This window comes from Streptomyces sp. NPDC016845 (assembly GCF_044332585.1).
Lineage (GTDB): Bacteria > Actinomycetota > Actinomycetes > Streptomycetales > Streptomycetaceae > Streptomyces.
Map to the genome: position 1 here is coordinate 556,018 of NZ_JBIRPI010000004.1, position 17,988 is coordinate 574,005.

Annotated in this window: 18 protein-coding genes and 1 pseudogene; 10 read left to right on the plus strand and 9 right to left on the minus strand. The window is 71.3% G+C overall.

Annotated elements, in window-relative coordinates:
- Nucleotides 1–3: 3 nt before the first annotated feature.
- From ACH4RC_RS15740 to ACH4RC_RS15765, 6 genes and pseudogenes are all read right to left on the minus strand, one after another.
- Nucleotides 4–282: a hypothetical protein gene (locus ACH4RC_RS15740; protein ID WP_398200404.1), complete on the minus strand. Its 279-nt coding sequence runs from the start codon at nt 280–282 to the stop codon at nt 4–6.
- Between the two features lie 86 nt (nt 283–368).
- Entirely contained in the window at nt 369–1,589 is a 1,221-nt protein-coding gene (locus ACH4RC_RS15745; RefSeq protein WP_398200407.1) for a sialidase family protein, read from the minus strand.
- A 207-nt stretch (nt 1,590–1,796) separates the two neighbouring features.
- Nucleotides 1,797–2,536: pseudogene (locus tag ACH4RC_RS15750) on the minus strand (VOC family protein).
- Between the two features lie 302 nt (nt 2,537–2,838).
- The gene (locus ACH4RC_RS15755; RefSeq protein ID WP_398200410.1) at nt 2,839–3,789 is read right to left on the minus strand and encodes a D-alanyl-D-alanine carboxypeptidase family protein; all 951 of its coding nucleotides are present in this window, start codon (nt 3,787–3,789) and stop codon (nt 2,839–2,841) included.
- Between the two features lie 221 nt (nt 3,790–4,010).
- Nucleotides 4,011–4,616: a flavodoxin family protein gene (locus tag ACH4RC_RS15760; RefSeq protein WP_398200413.1), complete on the minus strand. Its 606-nt coding sequence runs from the start codon at nt 4,614–4,616 to the stop codon at nt 4,011–4,013.
- Nucleotides 4,617–4,691: 75 nt separating this feature from the next.
- Complete coding sequence (locus ACH4RC_RS15765; protein WP_398200415.1) at nt 4,692–5,843, minus strand: CobW family GTP-binding protein; 1,152 nt, start codon at nt 5,841–5,843, stop codon at nt 4,692–4,694.
- Nucleotides 5,844–6,001: 158 nt separating this feature from the next.
- Between ACH4RC_RS15765 and rpmB the strand changes: the two genes are divergently transcribed.
- Nucleotides 6,002–6,238: a 50S ribosomal protein L28 gene (gene rpmB, locus ACH4RC_RS15770; RefSeq protein WP_398200418.1), complete on the plus strand. Its 237-nt coding sequence runs from the start codon at nt 6,002–6,004 to the stop codon at nt 6,236–6,238.
- Nucleotides 6,238–6,543, plus strand: a complete 306-nt coding sequence (gene rpsN, locus ACH4RC_RS15775) for a 30S ribosomal protein S14 (RefSeq protein WP_398200421.1) — start codon at nt 6,238–6,240, stop codon at nt 6,541–6,543. The genes rpmB and rpsN overlap by 1 nt, the downstream gene beginning before the upstream one ends.
- Nucleotides 6,544–6,615: 72 nt before the next feature.
- Here rpsN and ACH4RC_RS15780 read toward each other — a convergent pair whose 3' ends face one another.
- The gene (locus ACH4RC_RS15780) at nt 6,616–6,966 is read right to left on the minus strand and encodes a winged helix-turn-helix transcriptional regulator (protein ID WP_398200424.1); all 351 of its coding nucleotides are present in this window, start codon (nt 6,964–6,966) and stop codon (nt 6,616–6,618) included.
- The gene (locus ACH4RC_RS15785; RefSeq protein ID WP_398200427.1) at nt 6,963–7,880 is read right to left on the minus strand and encodes an SGNH/GDSL hydrolase family protein; all 918 of its coding nucleotides are present in this window, start codon (nt 7,878–7,880) and stop codon (nt 6,963–6,965) included. Before ACH4RC_RS15785 ends, ACH4RC_RS15780 begins: the two co-directional genes overlap by 4 nt.
- A 258-nt stretch (nt 7,881–8,138) precedes the next feature.
- On the opposite strand from ACH4RC_RS15785, the gene ACH4RC_RS15790 reads away from it, so the two are divergent.
- From ACH4RC_RS15790 to ACH4RC_RS15805, 4 genes are all read left to right on the plus strand, one after another.
- Nucleotides 8,139–9,164 carry a YncE family protein gene (locus tag ACH4RC_RS15790; protein WP_398200430.1) on the plus strand — a complete coding sequence of 342 codons (1,026 nt, stop codon included), beginning with the start codon at nt 8,139–8,141 and terminating at the stop codon, nt 9,162–9,164.
- Between the two features lie 303 nt (nt 9,165–9,467).
- Nucleotides 9,468–9,689: a hypothetical protein gene (locus tag ACH4RC_RS15795; protein ID WP_398200433.1), complete on the plus strand. Its 222-nt coding sequence runs from the start codon at nt 9,468–9,470 to the stop codon at nt 9,687–9,689.
- Entirely contained in the window at nt 9,686–10,540 is an 855-nt protein-coding gene (locus ACH4RC_RS15800; protein ID WP_398200436.1) for a hypothetical protein, read from the plus strand. Before ACH4RC_RS15795 ends, ACH4RC_RS15800 begins: the two co-directional genes overlap by 4 nt.
- Entirely contained in the window at nt 10,537–12,651 is a 2,115-nt protein-coding gene (locus ACH4RC_RS15805) for an ATP-binding protein (RefSeq protein WP_398200438.1), read from the plus strand. The genes ACH4RC_RS15800 and ACH4RC_RS15805 overlap by 4 nt, the downstream gene beginning before the upstream one ends.
- Before the next feature lie 222 nt (nt 12,652–12,873).
- Here the strand turns inward: ACH4RC_RS15805 and ACH4RC_RS15810 are convergent, their stop codons facing one another.
- Nucleotides 12,874–13,587, minus strand: coding sequence for a PepSY domain-containing protein (locus tag ACH4RC_RS15810; protein ID WP_398200441.1), 714 nt, complete (start codon nt 13,585–13,587; stop codon nt 12,874–12,876).
- Between the two features lie 321 nt (nt 13,588–13,908).
- Between ACH4RC_RS15810 and ACH4RC_RS15815 the strand changes: the two genes are divergently transcribed.
- The 4 genes from ACH4RC_RS15815 to ACH4RC_RS15830 all read left to right on the plus strand — a co-directional run bounded on the left by ACH4RC_RS15815 (nt 13,909) and on the right by ACH4RC_RS15830 (nt 17,976).
- Nucleotides 13,909–14,430: a DUF6328 family protein gene (locus tag ACH4RC_RS15815; protein ID WP_398200538.1), complete on the plus strand. Its 522-nt coding sequence runs from the start codon at nt 13,909–13,911 to the stop codon at nt 14,428–14,430.
- Nucleotides 14,431–14,551: 121 nt separating this feature from the next.
- A complete protein-coding gene (map, locus tag ACH4RC_RS15820) occupies nt 14,552–15,322 on the plus strand; it encodes a type I methionyl aminopeptidase (RefSeq protein ID WP_398200444.1) in 771 nt (256 codons plus the stop codon).
- A gap of 76 nt (nt 15,323–15,398) precedes the next feature.
- Complete coding sequence (locus ACH4RC_RS15825) at nt 15,399–17,570, plus strand: ATP-binding protein (protein WP_398200447.1); 2,172 nt, start codon at nt 15,399–15,401, stop codon at nt 17,568–17,570.
- Between the two features lie 226 nt (nt 17,571–17,796).
- On the plus strand, nt 17,797–17,976 hold the full coding sequence (locus tag ACH4RC_RS15830; RefSeq protein WP_398200449.1) for a DUF6480 family protein: 180 nt from the start codon (nt 17,797–17,799) through the stop codon (nt 17,974–17,976).
- The last annotated feature ends 12 nt before the right edge of the window (nt 17,977–17,988 follow it).

The following is a 17,988-nucleotide window of genomic DNA, read 5'->3' on the forward strand; positions in this document are numbered from 1 at the left end:
GGTTCACGTACGGGATCGGCCTTCCGTCCGCGCCTCGCGGTTCTGTGGCGCCTCGAACCGCAGGAACTCCTGCCACGACTTGTAGCCCCATGGGTTCGGGTCCTGCCCGGGTGCGTCGTCGTCGCCGGCATCGTGCAGGGCGGCGCGTGCGGGCCGCCGGTGTCCTTCCGCGCGCGCCTGCCGCCAGGCGAAGAACCAGCGTCCGAGGAGGTAGACCGCCAGCGCGCCAAGGAGGATCCCCCACTCGGCGGGGCTGTCCGGCATCGATCGGGCCAAGGTCATGGCGACCGGTTGCCCGTGCCGTCCTGGAGTAACCGGTTCCGCCCCGCGGCCTCGCCACGGCCGCGGGGCGCAGCAGTCGAACCGGCTTATGCGGAGGGCACCGTGCCGGTGGCGTAGTAGGGCTTGCAGACCGTCCCGTCGTAGTCCGTGGCGATCTCGAGGAGGCTCCGGCCGTCGGCCGAAGGGAGCAGCGCCGAGCTGTAGTTGGGGCAGTAGTCGACGGTGGTCGAGGACACGGCGACGGGCGCGGCGATCTCCCGCCAGGCGCCCGCGCCGCCCGCGTCGTTGACCCACACGGTGCGGCCGCTGCCCGCCGCGACGGAGTCGTTCTTGTTGTGCATGACCTGGCCGATCAGATAGAGGCGGCCGGTGGCGGAGCCGCTCAGGGGCGCCCAGGCCACGGTCGGCGCGTGCTTGAAGTACTTGCCGTCACTGGTCTCGGGGCGGTAGCCGAGGTGTGCGGGGTCGCCCCAGTTCCAGCCGTCCGCGGAGGTGCGGTAGTGCACGACGCACACGTACTGCCCGGCCGCGGCGCAGATCTCGTACGTCATGAAGTACGTGCCGTTGGCCAGGCGCCGTACGACGGCCATGCCGGGCCGGTCGGAGGCGAGCTTGCTGGCGATGGTGGCATGGTGGCCGGACCAGTTCACGCCGTTCGTGGTGCGGGCGGCCATGAGTTTCTGGCTGTGCGCGGGGTCGGTCTCGTCGGAGTAGTGGGCGACGAGTTCGCCCGCGGCGTCGACGGAGAACTCCGGCTCCCACAGGCCCTTTTCGCTGGTGGCGGTCGCCACGGTGGAGAGGTAGCTCCAGGTGCGGCCGGTGTCCGAGCTCCTGAAGACGCGCAGGGCCATCCGGCGGCCGGGTTCGTCCTGGCCGACCGAGGCCGCGTAGAGCAGGGTGCCCGCGGGCAGACCGCCTATCTGGCGCGGGAGTTCGTAGAGGGTGGAGCAGCAGAGTCCTTGGCCGCCCGCGGCCTCGGGGTCGGTGACCGTGCCGACCTGGCGGAAGGTGCGGCCGCCGTCGGTGCTCTCGTGGATCGCGCCGAGGCCGTTGTTGCCGGAGAAGGTGACGACGGAGGCGAGGACCCGCCCGTTGGCCGACCCGCTGTGTTCCAGACGTACGGCGCGCGGGTAGAGGCCGGTGCCGTCGCGCAGTTTGGTGCCGGTGGCCGCGTCGGCGGTGCCGGACTGCACGGCGCCGAGCAGCGAGAACAGCAGCCCGAGAACGACCACGGCGAAGAGGGGCGCTCTTCGCCGGGGAAGCAGGGGGGCCGGGTGGGGCGGGCGCGCGGGTGACAGCGGCTGCATGGGGCCTCCTCAAGGGGATCCCGTGATTCAGGGGGGAATCCCGTGGGGGTGTGGGTGGGGGGCACGAACGATTTACATCGTTGTACTCAGTGGGTGAGGAGGCGTCAAGAGGGGGCACCCACGCCGCACCGTGCGGGACTGTGCGGGACTGTGCTGGACCGTTCGGGATCATGCGGGAAGTGGAAGCCGGCCCGGAACTACCGGGGTTCAGCCTCGGCCGAGCACGCAGAACTCGTGGCCCTCGGGGTCGCTCAGGCACTTCCACGAGACGTCGCCCTGGCCGAGGTCGAGGTCGGTGGCGCCCAGCTCGCGCAGGCGCGCCACCTCGGCCTCCTGGTCGTCGCCCGCGTACGGCAGCAGGTCGACATGGACGCGGTCCGGCACCGTCTTCTCGCCCTTGCGGAGGAACTCGATGTAGGGGCCGACGCCCTTGGCGGAGCGCAGCCTCGCGTGGTCGTCGTCGGCCTCGTAGGGGTCCAGTCCGTGGCCGCGTCCCAGAATCCGGCCATGGCCCGGGGGTCCACGCAGTCGATCACGATCGCGGCGATCGGGCCGGTGTCGCGGTACATGGCGCGCGGTTCGAGTACGCAGAACTCGTTGCCCTCCGGGTCGGCGAGGACGACCCAGGGCACGTCGCCCTGGCCCACGTCGACGGAGGTCGCGCCGAGCGCGCGCAGGCGGGCGACCAGCTCCGCCTGGTGCGCCTGCGAGGTGGTGGCGAGGTCCAGGTGCACACGGTTCTTCGTGGCGGTCTTGGGTTCCGGAACGGTGACGACGTCGATGCAGACGGCGGACGCGTCCGGCCAGACGAAACCGCCGCCGGGTTCGACGTTGGTGACGCCGGGGGCCTCGCTGGACACGCCCCAGCCGAGCGCCTCGGCCCAGAAGCCGCCGACCACCGCGTCGTCCAGGGCCTTGATGTTCACGTTCACAGGTCGCAGTGCCATGGCGGCGACCCTACGCATCCGGCACGGGCGCCGACAGATGCCGTCACCGAACAGAGATCAACTTCCCGTGCCCCGGCCCCCTGGTCCCGGCCTGTTCGACGACGGCGGCTCGTCGCCCACGGCCTGGACGCCGTCGGCATCCACACCGGCGGCCGATGCCGGTGCTCGTGCCGCCGCTGCCGGGGCCGCTCGCGTTCGCCGCGACCGTCGTGGAGCTGCGCTCCCCCGCACACGCCGACCAGGGCTGACATGCCCCGGATCGGCCGCGGGTTCCGCCGGACGGCGGGACGCCTTGGGCGTCGTCAGTTCGCGAAGCCCCAGTCGAGCATCTTGGCGGCGTCGTCGAAGACCTCCTGGTCGGAGCCGACGATGGCGCCGACCAGGGTGCGGTTGTCGCGCTCGGCCGCGAAGACGAGGGAGTAGCCGGCCTCGGCGCCGCTGCCGGTCTTGATGCCGAGGGCGCCGTCGTAGGTGCTCAGCAGGTCGTTGGTGGTGTTCCAGGTGTAGTAGCGGGTGCGGCCGTTGGCGGCCGGGGCCTCCGTCTTGAACTGCTTGAGCTTCACGATGTCGGCGAAGACCGGCTTGAGCATGGCGCGCTGGCCCAGCTTGGCGAGGTCGCGGGCGGTGGAGCGGTTGTCGCCGTGCGAGATTCCGTCGAAGGAGTCGAAGTGGGTTCCGCTGAGGCCGAGTTGCCCTGCCTCGGCGTTCATCTGGTTCTGGAAGTCGGCGATCCGCGCGTCGATGGTGTCGCCGGCGCCGAAGCTGTCGGCGAGGGCCATCGCGGCGTCGCCGCCGGAGGGGAGCAGCATGGCGTGCAGGAGCTGGCGGGCGGTCAGCCTGTCGCCGATCTGGAGGTCGGCGGTGCTGGCGCCGTTCTCCGTCACGTAGTCGCGGTACTCCTGCTTCACCGTGATCTGCCGGTCGAGCCACTCCGGGTGCTTGAGCACCACCATGGCCGTCATGATCTTGGTCGTGCTGGCCATCGAGACGCTGTCGTCGGCCTTGACGCCGGCCCACATGGCGCGCTCCTGGCTGCCGTCGCGGGCGTCGAGGAGGAAGGCGTGGTCGGCGGTAATGTCGGGGGCGGCCTGGTCTCTCGCGGTCGCCGCGCCCTGACCCTGTGCCGCCGGTGCCGCGGTGGCCGCCTCGGCGAGACCGCCGGCCGTGATCGGCAGGACGGCCCCGACGAGCGCGACCGTCGCGATCCTGGCTCCGGTGCGGTGGATCCGGTTGGGGCGGGCGTGCGAACCCATCAGGCATCCTTCTTTCCCGGCGCCGACGCCGGATCGTTGCATAACTCGGTGCATACCGAACCTACTTGCGCACGGGCGGCGATTGTCAAGATCGACATGTCATGGCCCGGTAACAGGACATACAACGATGAAGATGTCGTGCAGAAACTCGGTGGGTCCCATGACCCCGACCGCGCTCCGCACCGGTCCGACTCCGCTGCGCCACCGGCGGAGGTCCGGGTTCAGGAGGGCGGTGCGGGCACCGGATGGTGGTCGAGGGCCTCGGCCACGTGAACGAGGTTGGAGGCCATGGCGCGGCCGGTCGACGCCGACCAGTCGTGGCCGCGGTCGTCGTCCAGGTAGTCGGGGCCGGGGCCCGGACCGAGGTGCCAGTAGGTCCACGCCTGGCCCGGGACGGTGTAGCCGATGTCGCCGAGGGCGCCGTGGATCTCGCTGATGACGTGGTGGGCACCGTCCTCGTTGCCGGTGACGAGGGTCCCGGCGACCCGGTTGAAGGCGGCGGGACGGCCTTGGTCGTCGGTCTCGCCGAGCATCGCGTCCATCCGCTCGAGCACCCGCTGGGCGACGGAGGAGGGCCGGCCGACCCAGGTCGGCGAGGCGATGACCAGGATCCGCGCCGCGAGCAACTTCTCGTGCACGTCCGGCCAGTCGTCCCCCTCCCCCATGTCCGTCTCGACGCCGGGCTTCAGGTTCAGGTCGACGGCCCGTACGAGGTCCACCTCCACGCCATGCCCCTTGAGGGCCGCGATGACCGTGCCCGCGAGGGCCTCGGTGTTCGAGGGCTGCGGTGACGGTTTCAGGGTGCAGTTGATGACTAGTGCTCGCATGCGACGACCCTCCCCGTTCCGCACACCAGCCGAGCGCCCCTGACACGCATTCACCCGGCCGTGTGCGCAGGTGTCTCAAGCCGCGTCGAGCAGGGTGTCGAAGGCGGACGGCAGCCGCTTCCACGCCTCGCGCCCGGCGGCGTACTCCGCGTCGGTGAGCAGGCACGAGTCGAGCAGCCGGGCAAGGTTGTCACGGTCGAGGCCGGGTGACGTGAAGACGAGGTGCTGGCAGCGGTCTCCGTGCGCGGGGTGCCAGTCGAGCGCGGCGGCCGCCCTGCGCACCGGCGGGATCAGGTCCCAGGCGGCGTCGGGCAGCGAGGCGAGCCAGGGCCCGGCGTTCTCGACGCACAGGGCGCCGCCCGCCGCGTCCCAGGCGAGCAGCGTGTCCGGGCGGTCCGCGAGCCAGAACCGGCCACGGCTGCGCGCGGCGGCGCAGCACAGGTCCTCGAGAGCCTGGTAGAGGCGGCCGGGGTGGAACGGCCGGTCGTGGTGCCAGACGAAGGTGGCGACCCCGGCCGCGTCCGCCTCCTGCGGCAGCAGGGCGCAGGCCGGGTGCTGGGCGGCGGCCGCCGTTTCCACGTCGAACCCCTCGAAGGCGAGGCGCGCGAGTTCGGCGGAGCCGGCGGCCACCTGCCGGGCGAGGGGGTGGAGCTGGGCGAGGAGGGCGCGGTCCTCGTCGTCCGCCTCCTCGCTGTCGACGACGGCGAGGACGGGCGCGTACTCCAGCTGCCTGGCCCAGGTGTCGCTGACCGTCCGCCGGTCGCTCGTCGCGGCCGCGAGCCCCACGTCGGCGAGGTCGTCGCCGTTGCCGAGGCAGGGCAGGACGAGGGCGGGGTCGACGGCCGTGACGACGTTGGTGAGTTCGAGCACCTCACCGCTGTGCGCGGCGACGACCTCGGCCATCGCCCTGGGCTCGACGGAGTCCCACAGCTCGACGATCGCGAGCCGCGTGAGGCCGCTGCCTGCCAGCCGCTCCAGTTCGGGGACGAGGTCCTCGCGCAGGGCGCAGCACGCGCAGTCGTTCACGAGCGCGGCCTCGCCGCGCGACAGCTCGCCCGAGGCGTCGCGCAGCACGCGCAGGACGGTGCCGTCGCCCGCGGTGGACAGGTCGTGGTGGAGGGCAACGCTGTCGGGGACGGTGCGCAGCAGGCCCTCCACCGCCTCCCTGCGGGCGGTGGAGTGGAGCCCGGCCACGATCACGACGGGCATGCGGGTTCCGTGGTTCATAGGTGTCCTTCGGGCGGGCGAGCCCGGGGGCTCGGTCGGTGGTCGGGGCGGGTGTGCATCGCGCCGGATGCCATGCCGTACTCTAATGACAATGGTTTCCATTTCCAAGCCGCAGCGCTGCCGCAGTACCGCGCTCACTTTCTGAAAGGCAGGTCACCGTGTCCGCCCACTGCCAACTGACCGGCGCACAACCGGGATTCGGCAACTCCATCTCCCACTCGCACCGGCGTACCTCACGCCGCTTCGACCCGAACATCCAGCGCAAGCGGTACTGGCTGCCGAGCGAAGGGCGGCACGTCCGCCTCCGGCTCAGCGCGCGCGGCGTCAAGACCGTTGACCGCATCGGCATCGAGGCCGCGGTCGCCCGTATCCGCGCCAAGGGAGGGAAGGTCTGATGGCCAAGAAGAGCAAGATCGCGCAGAACGAGAAGCGCAAGGCGATCGTCGAGCGGTACGCCGCCCGGCGCGCCGAGCTGAAGCGGACCATCGGGCGCCCGGACACCCCGCCCGCCGAACGGGAAGCCGCCCTGGCGGAGCTGCGCCGCCAGCCGCGTGACGCCAGCGCGACCAGGGTCCGCAACCGCGACAGCGTGGACGGGCGTCCGCGCGGTCACCTGCGCAAGTTCGGGCTCTCACGCGTACGGGTACGGGAGCAGGCGCATGCCGGGTTCCTGCCCGGCGTCACCAAGTCGTCGTGGTGAGCGCCGGGTCGGCCGGATGACGCGGGCCCGCGGGGCGGTGCCGCGCCCGCGGGCCCCTGCCGTGGCCGGGCCCTACGCGGACGCCTCCTCCCGGGCGAACCGTTCGTCGGCCCGGTCGATCTCCGGCATGTGCGCCTCGGCCCACTCCCGCAGCACGGCGAGGGGTTCGTCCAGCGAGAGGCCGAGCGGGGTCAGGCGGTAGAACACCCGCGGCGGCACGGCCGGTTCGACGCGCCTTCCCGCCAGACCGTCGCGCACCATCCCCCGCGGGGTGACCGACAGGATCTTCTGCGAGCTGCCCGGCATCCGGCGCCGCGGCTCCGAGAACCGCACCTCGCCCGCCTCCTCGGCCAGCACCTCGACGGCCGTGGAGACCCACTTCGTGCCGCTGCACCGGCCCACCGCCCTGCTGCGACTGCTCACACCTTTCCTCGTGTGAGGGTCTTGAGGAGTGCCCGCGCCATCGCCTCCTGCCCCTTGGCGTTGGGGTGGGCCGGGGCCGCCGGCGAGGTCGGGACCAGCGGTTCGATCCAGCGGTCGGCGGGCGCCTTGCACATGTCGTGTCCCACCGTCGGGCGATACGTGTCGACGTAGTCGGCCCGGTTCAGGTGTGCCACGGTGCGCAGCATGAGGTTGAGGTGTTTCTGGGTGTCCCGGAGGTAGGGGAAGTCCTTGGCCGCGAAGGGGACGGTCGGGTAGCAGCCGGTGCCGTCGTCGGGGAGGAGGGCGGGGTAGCCGACGACGACCACACGCGCGTGGGGCGCTCTGGCGTGCACGGCCCGCAGGACTCGGGTGACCTTGGGTGCCGTCTGGAGGATCTTCACCGTCAACGCGTCGTAGCCCCCCGCGTTGTAGTGGCGTCGGCACGGGTCGCCGGACAGGTCCTGCGCGCTGAGCCCGGCGCACGTGCTGATAATGGAGCCGAAGCCGATGTCGTTGCCGCCGATCTGCAGGGTCACGAGGTCGGTGTCGCGTCGTACGGCGTCCAGTTGGGGCTTGTTGGTCCCCTGCGCCTGCCACATCTCGGCGGTCGTCGCGCCGCCGCAGCTGACGTCCGTGAACGACGTGACGTGGCGGCTGCGGGCGATGAGCGACGGGTAGTTGCGGTCGGAGCGGGCGCAGACCGCGTCGACCTGGGCCGGTATCCCGGGCCCGGAGGTGTAGGAGTCGCCGAGCGCCACATAGGCCGAGCGGTGGCCTCCCGACTGTCCGCCGGGGGCGGCGGCCGTGGCCGTGCCGGCCGTTCCCGCGGTGAGGGCGCAACTGCTCACCGCGGCGAGCAGCACTGTCGTACATCGTCTGGCTGCCGCTCCGCTCGTGCGCGTCCGACGCGTCATGATGCCCCTCCCCTGTGGCCGACCGGATCTCCGGAAGATTCGCACCTTACCCCGCGCCGGGGGCTTTGGGAGTGAAGCGGGCGCCGCTCATATGACTCACGCACGTATGCGTAATGGTCGGATTGCCACGAGCGGGGCCACCGAAAGAACGAATTCGGTTTCCGCTCGCATCTCCGCCCGTGCGCAATGCGCATTGCGCGCGTTTGGCCAGATGTGTCCGTCCAGGGCCTCCCACACACCCTCAGCAAAGGTGCCTCCATGGGCTGCCGCCGTTTTCCCGTCCGTCTGACGCTCGGGTGTCTGCTCGCCCTTCTGGCGTGCACGTCCCCCGCGCTGTCCGCCCCGCCGCCGTCGCCGGTCCGCCCCGCGCCGAGGGACGGTCACGGTGCGGGCGACTTTCCGATGCGCATCGTCGCCTTCGTCGCCAACAGCGGCTCCGCGAACGTCTCCTCCTTCGACGTCCGTCTCGAACGGCCCCTCAGAAGGGTCCCGGTGGGCAAGGAACCGACCGGGGTCGGCGCGGCCCCCGACGGGTCGCACGCGTATGTGGCGAACGGCCGGTCCGGGACGGTCTCCTTCATCGAGACCACCGGCCAGAAAGTGGTCTCGACCGTTCCGGTCGGCATCTTTCCCTATTCCGCTTTTCCGAGTCGTGACGGGCGCCGGGTATTCGCGGCGAACTGGGGAGGTGACAATGTGTCGGTCATCGACACACGCACCCGCAAAGTCGTCGCGACGCCGCGGGCCGGTGCTCTCCCGCACAGTGTGGCCACGCTGCCCGACGGCACCGCTTATGTCACCAACAGCGGCAGCAACAACGTCACGGTCCTGTCCGACGAGAACAAACCCGTGGCACGGATCCCGGTCGGTGTTTTCCCCAGCGGAATCGCCGCCACCGGGAAAGGGGACCGGGTCTTCGTCGCCAATACGGGCGCCGGGACCGTTTCGGTGATCGATGCCGCCACCCGGAAGGTGACGGCGACCTGGCCGGTGGGCAAGGCGCCGCTGAGCCTGGGCGTCAGCCCCGACGGGCGACGGCTGTACGCGGCGGACTCCGGGGCGGACAAGCTCCTCGTCATCGACACGAAGACCGGCCGCGTGCTGTCCCGGGTGCCCGTCGGCAGAGTTCCGCAGGGTCTCGCCGTCGCTCCGGGCGGCAGCCGCGTCTGGGTCACCAACGAGGGCTCCGACACCGTCTCGGTCGTCGACCCGACGGTTCCGAAGGTACGGGTGACCCTGCCCACCGGGCACCAGCCCGAGGGCATCGCGATCACACCCAGGTGACCGCCGCCACGACGCACCCGACGCCGCCCCTCCGAGCAAGCCGTGATGCCCACGGACCTCTCCGCACACCCGTGACAGAGCCCACCACTCAGCCCCGCATCACCCCGGTACGGGGCTGAGGCGGGCTCCCCCTGCCGTCCGCCGATGAACGAGTCAGGACGTCATCCCCGGTCACAAGAGGGCACACAATGGGCATAGTCGGAGATCATACGAAAATCGGCTCGAAGCGTCGTGGAGGTGAGGATACTGAGTCGCCCAGGCGCGCGAGTTGTCAAGAGCGCCACGGGGGGAGCCGGTATGCCTATGACCGATCGTCACCGCTTACGTGTGTGGCTCGCGCTGATTGGTGCGGGCGTGGCCATCTCCGGCACGCTGGCCGGGTTGTTCGCCACGGACACCATCGGCGGCGACCAGAACCGGTGCAGCAACCGCTCCGTCTGCGGCCATGGCAACACCACCGACTTCGGCCCGGCCGGAGGTGCGGCGGACCAGGAGAGGGCCAGGGCCGAGGAGACCCCCCGGTGAAGCGCCTCGCCGGACTCGCGGCGTTGCTCACGGCGGCGGGCGGCGCCCTGCTGCTCGGGTGCTCCAGCAACGAGTGCTCCGGAGGGTCGGTGTGCGGAGCGGGCAACGCGGTCGAGCGTTCGGCGCGCTCCGAGCCGAAGCCGACCCCGTCGGCGTCCCGCGCCGCCGAGGGCCCGCTGCTCGTCACTTACAAGTGGCCGACGGCCAAGGTCTGCGACGGGGCGACATCGGTGGCCATGGCGCGCGGCGGCCCGTCTCTCGCCCGCTTCGACGCCACCGAGCAGGACTTCCGCTCCAAGGTCGCCACCCGCGGCGGCGCGGGCGGCACCTGGGGAGGCGGGCACCTCTACCTCGACCTGAGCGCCAAGGGCAGCGCCTCGTACACGGTCGACGAGTTGCACCTGACCACACGCGTCCCCAAAAGGATCGATCCGCCCTCGTGGGTGGCTCTGACCCAGGGCGGCTGCGGCGAGCTCAAGGACCGGGTGTTCGCGCTCGACCTCGACACACCCGAACTGGTCGATCACGGCGTGAGCGAGGGCGAACCCGACCCGTCAGAACCCCCGGTGCGCACCGATGCCCTCGGATCGGGCTTCACGGTGAGCGCCAAGGACCCGGCCATCGTCCGCGTCGACGCGTCGGCCTGCCGCGGCGACTACGAATGGTCCCTGCGCATCGACTACAGCTACGACGGGCGCCCCCTCCACAAGAACATCGGCCCCTTCCGGTCCTACAGCACACTCTCCGCCGACACGGCCATGTACGTCCCCGATCCCGTCACGGGCGAACCGGGCGAACCGATCACGGCGGAGACCCGGCCCGTCGGTTGTCCCGCGGGAGGCACCCGATGAGCGAAGCTCACCGCCCGCCCGTAGAAGACGCGGAGTCCGAGCTGGTCGGAGCGGCATGGGACACCTTCACCGGGCAACGGCTCTTCCACACGGACGACTCGGTCGAGGCCGAGGTGCGTTCGCGCTGCGAACCCCGGTCGTTGGCCCCCTATCAGGGCTGGTACGAGACGCTCGTCCACAAGACGGCAGTGAGGCAGCGCGCGGACCGGTCGAAGCTGTGGAGCCTGGTGCCGCTGTCCCTGATGGTTCTCAGCGCCTCGGCGGCGGTCGCCTTCTGGCGATCAGCGGCGGTCGGCTCGCATCTCTTCGGCTTCCAGGACGCCACGAGCGGTTGGACAGCCGCGGGAGCGGGGGTCGCGGCGGTGGTCTTCCTGACCGCAGGGGCACGTCAACGCATGCGCGCGACCCGCACCCTGGACGGAGCGGAACAGCGCCTCCGCTCGGCCCAGGCACGCCTGCTCGCCGCACTCAACGACGAAGTGCTCGCCCTGGCCACGAGCGTGGTGAACGAGAACAGGGAACGCGCCAAGGACGACCAGTCCGTGCTCACCAGCGAGAAGGCCCCCATCCTGGTCGAGATCGATTCGGCCGACACCATTCCGTCGGCCTCGACGGAAGCCGTGCTCTCCTTCATCACCGAGCACCGGACCTCGGCGATCGGCATCAGCGGTCCGCGCGGGATCGGCAAGAGCACGCTGATGCGGGACATCCAGCGCAAGCTGGCCGAAGGCGAGGCAACCGGCGGACCCAAACCCTTCAATCTGTACATCCCGATCCCGGTCCGCTACACGGCGGACGACTTCATCCGCGTGATCTTCCGAGAACTCGCACGCACCGTGAACGCCCGCTACGGGGGCAGGAGCGACGAGGCCCTGGCCGCGCGCGAGGGCCGGCGTATCGCCTTCGCCCGCAAGGTGGCGAGCGCGGGGGCCTTCGCCGCGGGTCTGGCCCTGATCATCGCCGACCAAACGGGCCACCCCGTGGCCACCATCAAGGACGCGCCGGCTCTTGTGCTCATGCTCCTCGGTGTCGCCGGGGGCGTCCACGCGCTCAACGCGTACTACGCGGACTCCCACCGCCGCTCGCTCTCCTGGGGCCATCCGCTCGTCAAAGCGGCCCACGACGCCGAAGCCAGTCTGACGTACTCCCACATGCAGAAGCGCATCTCGAAGAACGTCTTCTCCTTCACACCCGTCGCCGCCGAGGACCAGGACCAGTTCGAGCAGACGGAACGCGATCTGTCGCATCCCGAACTGGTCACCCGGTTCAAGGAGTTCGTGGCTCTGGCCGCCGAGGTGTCGAAGCAGCGGGTCGTGATCGCACTGGACGAACTCGACAAGGTGGACAAGCCGAAGGACGCCCTGAAGTTCATCAACAGCATCAAGGACATCCTCCACATCCCCGATGTGCACGTCATCGTGTCGGTCAGCGAAGACGCACTGCACAGCTTCTCGCTGCGGGGCATCCCGGTGCGCGACGCGTTCGACTCGTCCTTCGACTCCATCGTCCCTGTGCGGCGGCTCAGCACCGACGAAGCACTGCGCCTCGTCAACCGACGCGCTCTCGACTTCCCCGCTCCCCTCGCGCTCTTCTGCCACGCCCTGAGCGGCGGCGTGCCGCGTGACCTCATCCGCGCCGCCCGCCACTGCATCGACGCCCGGCGCGCCGCCGACTGCGCGCACGTACCCATCGCGGTGGTGGCCCGTACCGTGCTGGCGCAGCGAGCCGTCCAGATCGCGGAGGCGCTCGTCGCTCGCGGGACCCCGGACGCGCCCCTTCTGGTCAGGGCCTCCCTCAAGGCCATCACCGCCATCCGCGCCGGCGCCGAGCACGCCGGTCCACTGGCCCGGGCACTCGACGAGTCGGCCGCAGAGCTGGCCGCGAGCGGCAGCGTGCTGGGAAGGTCCGCTGCCGTCGACCTCCGCCTCTCAGCCACCCTGTGCCGCTACTTCGGCACGGACCGGACGAACGGTGAGTGGGTCACCGAGGCGGACACCGAGGCAAGCACCGGCCTGGCCGGTGCCGCGGCCAGCATCGTCGAACTGCTCACCCACGACGTCGAGGCCGCCGCTGAAGCACTCGTCACGGCGCGCACGACCTACGCCCTCTGACCAGCCCTCGGACAGGGAACCCCTGGTACGGGGGCCGGAGGCGTCGCGCACTCAGACGAGTTGAGCTTCACCAAGGACATCTCCACGAGCGCAAGTCCAGGGGCAAGGCCGCGCTCGGCCGCCTTTCCCCGGACCGGGAACCTCTTGATGGTGGGGTTCGCCCGGACGCGCGGCGGCCGGGCGAGTCCCTCCACGACAGCGTCCCGCTCCCCGCGTAACCCATCAGTCCCGGTCGGTGTGCTGACGGAGCACCTTGCGGTTGGTCGCGTCGATGTCGTACGTCGTCTTGTTCCAGTCGCCGGTGTTCACGACGTCGACGGACCACATCGGCCCGCCCTGGTCGGTGTCGTCGAGTTCGACGGAGGTGACCGTGCCCTTGGTCTTGCCGGTCGCGGTGTCGGCGGCCTGCTTCGGCGTCACCTTGGCCTTGGACAGCCAGCCGGCGAGTTCCTTCTTGTCGTCGCCGTCCTGGTCCGAGTCGGTGCGGGCCTCGCCGGCCTTGCCGGTGGCCGCGTCCACCCGGACGGTGCTCTTCGTGCCGTCGCTCGTCGCGACCTCCGCCACCCAGTTCGCCTTGTCGGCAGGGCCCTTGAGCTCGATCGAGACCGGCTTCGAGCCGGTCACGGCCTTGAGGGCGGTGTCCATCGCCTTGTCGTAGCCGACCTTGGCCTTCGGTACGAGGGCCTTGCGTTCGGACTGGTCCTCGGTGAGGTTGCTCGCCGAGGCCGACGGCGACATGGAGCCCGAGGCGGAGTCGGAGGGCGAGGTCGACGCACGGGCGTTGTCGGGGGCGGATCCGGTCTGGGCCGGGTCCGTGTCGTCGCCGCACCCCGCGAGCAGGGCGCCCGCCGCGGCCACGGCGCACACCAGACCGAGGCCGCGCGGCACGCTCGCGCGGCGGCGCACAGGGACAGGAATGTCTTGTTCTGTACTCATATCGACACGTTAAGGCGCGGCCGGACCGAGCCGGGGTGCCGCGCGGCGCGGCCGTCACCCGGCTGCAGCCGCCCCGTCCCTCCGACGGCTCCACGCCGGACCCGGCGACCCGGGCCGTGGACGGGCCCGCGCCCTGTTCCGCGCAGAGGAGGTGGTGCACTTCACGGCGTACGCGAGGGTGGTGCGCATCGCGGCGTACGCACGGATTTCCCTCGGGCGCAGCCCAGCAGGACGCGCCTACTCCCGACGGGCTCGCGGAAGCGTCACGTATTTGCCGCCTTCGCGGGCATCCGGGTCTGTACGAAGGGAGTTTCCGTGAGCATTGGTGAGATATCGAGAACGGCCGCCGGGCAGCGCGACAGCGAGAAGGTCGCGCGGGAAGAGGCGCACGAGAGGGCCAACCGGCGCTGGGCCGAGATTCTGCAGGAGACACGTGTCGCGCAGACCGGTGTGCAGATTCTCTTCGGCTTTCTGCTGAGCGTCGCGTTCACCCCGAACTTCGGCGACCTCGGCGCCTTCGACACGACCGTGTACGTGGCGACCGTACTGCTCGGCGCCGCCGCGACCGGCGTCCTCATCGCGCCGGTCTCCCTGCACCGGCTGCTGACGGGCCAGCGGCTCAAGGACGACCTGGTGCGCACGGCGGGGCGGCTGATGGTCACGGGGCTCGTTCTGCTGGCGCTCACCATCAGCGGCACGGTGCTGCTGATCCTGCACGTCGTGCTGCCGAACCTGCTCGCCGAGATCCTGGCCGGCCTGATCCTCCTGTGGTTCGCGCTGTGCTGGTACGCGCTGCCGATGCTGCTCAAGAGGCGCTCGGCCCGCCACCAGACGGCCGGCTGACGGATCCCCCAGGGGCGAAGGTTCCGGTCGATCACGCCTTCGATTCTAATACCGGTATAGTAAGCCCGGTATAGTTATTGGGTGCCCGCGCGGCCACCCGCCTACGTGAGAAGAGCTCTACGTGATCGAGATCCTGAACCCCACCCTCCTGAGCCGGGCCAGGGACACCGGCGCCCTGGTCGGCTCCATCCTCCAGGACCTGCGGAGCCGCAGCACCGTCGGCACGAACCTGCTCGACATCGACCGGTGGACCAAGAAGATGATCACCGAGGCGGGCGCGCAGTCCTGCTATGTGGACTACGCGCCCTCCTTCGGACGCGGCCCGTTCGGCCACTACATCTGCACGGCGGTCAACGACGCCGTTCTGCACGGCCTGCCGCACGACTACGCGCTGGCCGACGGCGACCTCCTGACGCTGGACCTCGCCGTCTCCCTGAACGGCGTCGCGGCGGACGCCGCCATCAGCTTCGTCGTCGGCGAGACCAAGGACCCGCGGAGCCTCGCGCTGATCGAGGTGACCGAGCGCGCCCTCGCCGCGGGCATCGCCGCCGCCGGACCCGGCGCCCGTATCGGCGACCTCTCCCACGCCATCGGCACGGTGCTCGGCGAGGCGGGATATCCGGTCAACACCGAGTTCGGCGGCCACGGCATCGGCTCGACGATGCACCAGGACCCGCACGTACCCAACACCGGCCGCCCCGGCCGCGGTTACACCCTGCGCCCCGGACTGCTGCTCGCCCTGGAGCCGTGGGTCATGGCGGACACCGCCGAGCTCGTCACCGACGACGACGGCTGGACGCTGCGCAGCGCGACCGGCTGCCGCACCGCACACACGGAGCACACCATCGCCGTGACCGAGGACGGAGCCGAGATCCTCACGCTGCCGAAGTAGCGATAACGCCCCGCCGGACCCTGCCGAGTTGATAGCACTGACGGTGAAACACGTCACAGCACGCAGGAGTTGAATCATGGCGGCGGACAAGCAACGTGAGCGGCGGGCGGGTGAGCCGCCCCGGATTACCGGTGAACTGGTCGGCCGCCGGACGGAGCTGGCACAGGTCGTGCGGGCGCTCGGGCCCCGCCAGGTGGTGACGCTCGTCGGGGTCGGGGGCGTGGGCAAGACCCGGGTGGCGCAGAGCGTCGCCGCGCAGCTGCGGCCGGAGCTGCGCGACGGGGCGTACTGGGTGTCCCTCTCGGGGCTGCGCGACGGGGCGCTGCTGCCGCACACCATCGCCGAGGCGCTGCCGATGGCGCACCAGACGGCCGTCCCGGTGATCGACGCACTGGCGCACTACCTCGCCGAGCGCAGCCTGCTCCTCGTCCTCGACACGTGTGAACACCTGACGGCCGAAGTGCGGCCCGTGGTGGAGCGGTTGATCGGCGCGTCGCCCGGCCTGCGGATCCTCGCGACGAGCCGGCGCCCGCTCGCGGTGGCGGCGGAGGAGGTGCTGGCCGTGGAGCCGCTGCCGGTCCCCGACCCCGCGAAACCGGCGGCCCGGGAGGGCGGGCCGGACGCGGACGCCCTGGTGCTCCTCGCCGACCGGGCGGCCCGGGTCGTCCCGGGGTTCACGATCACCGATGCGGGACGGCCCGATCTGGAGCGGCTGTGCCGCCGGCTTGAGGGCCTGCCGCTGGCGATCGAGCTGGCGGCGGCCCGGCTGCGGGAGCTGTCACCGGGCGAACTGGCCGACCGCCTCTCGGACCGGGTCTCCGACCGCTTCGCGGTGCTCGACGACGGCAGCGAGACCGCCGACGGTGCTCCGGGGACCGAGCGCGAGGACGCCGAGGCGGCGGACCCGGTGTGGCACCAGGCGCTGCGCACCGCGATCGGCTGGAGCCACCAACTCTGCACCCCCGCCGAGCGGTTGCTGTGGGCACGCCTGTCGGTGTTCGTCGGCAGCTTCGACGCCGAGGGCGCCGTACAGGTCTGCAGCGACGACCGCCTGGACCGCGCGGACATCCCCCGCCTCCTGTCCGGGCTCGCCGAGAAGTCGATCATCACGTGGGAGCCGACGGCGGCCGGTGAGCGCTACCGGATGCTCGACACGATCCGTGAGTACGGCGAGGACTGGCTGCGCAGCCTGGGCGAGGGCCGCGAGTTCCGCCGCCGCCACCGCACCTGGTACCTGCGGCTCGCCCGCGAGGGCGACGCGGCCTGGATGGGCCCCGACCAGTTCTTCTGGTACGAGCGCATGCACGCCGAGTTCGACAACCTGCGCCTCGCCCTGGAGTCCTGCCTCGGCTCCGCCGACAGCCGCATCGGCCTCGGCATGGCCGGTGACCTGTGGTTCCTCTGGTACGCGTGCGGGCTGGCCCGCGAAGGACGGCACTACCTCGACCGCGCCCTGGCCGCGTTCTCGGGCCCCAGCCCGCTCCGTCTGCGGGCCTTGTACGCCCAAGGTCTGGTGCTGACCGAACTCGGTGACCTGCCCGCCCTGGAGGAGATCGACGTCGAGTGCACCGCCCTGGCGGCACGGTTCGGCGAGGAGGAGGACAGCCTCGCCAAGTCGGTCGCGGTGGTGACGGCGGCGCTGCGCGGCGACGCGGTGACCGTACTGAAGCTGACCGACGAACTGCGCACCCGGCACAGCCGCTCCCCCGAGGCCATGCTCAGCGTCCCCGGCCTCGGGTCGCTCTCCGTCGGCAGCCACGCGCGCGTGGCCATGGGCATGGCGGAAGACGCCCTGCCGGGCCTGGACGAGATGCGGCAGGTGTGCGACACCGCGGGCGAGACGTGGATGCGCGCGTGGGGCGACTCCATCCGCGCCCAGGCCGAACTCGCCCTGGGGCGCATCGCCGACGCCGAACTGTCCGCCCGCGCCTCGCTGACCGTCAAGCACCGGATGCACGACAGCTTCGGCTCCGGCATGTGTCTGGAGGCCATCGCCCAGTGCGCGATCGCCGACGGCCAGGCCGAACGGGCGGCCCGGCTGCTCGGCCTGGCCCACCAGTTGTGGGACACCCTCGGCCGCCCCCAGGTCGGCATCCCCTCCTGGGTCGCGGCCCACGAGGACTGCGTCGGCCGCACCCGCACCGCGCTCGGCGAAGCCGCCTACGACCGTGCCTTCGACACCGGCTACCGGACCGACCTGGGCGCGGGCATCGCCGAGGCACTGAACGGCGTCGTGACCGATTCATGACATGCCCGGCGGAACGGTGACAGGAAGGACTACAACCCACCACGACCCACCACAACCCGCCCCCGGTTCCCCCGGTCCCACTTGAACCGAAATGAGGCTCGTCCGTCACGCCGTCGCCGTCGCCGCCGTCCGGGACGACGGCGACGTCTGCCACCACCCGGGCCGCACACCGCCGGTCCCTCGCGCCCGACATGCGGGCATGCCCGGCGCGGGGGACCGTTGAGGGATGACACACATACTCGTACCCCCGACAGAGACACCCCCGGTGGAAGGCTCGACCGCCGAGGCCCATCAGGAGCGCGCCGACGGCGGGATGTGGGAGCACCCCGCCTGGTGGGTGTGGCTCATCGTGATCGGCGCCGTGCTGGTCGCCGCCTTCTTCGCGGCCCGTGTCTCGGGGCTGTGACAGCGGCCCCGT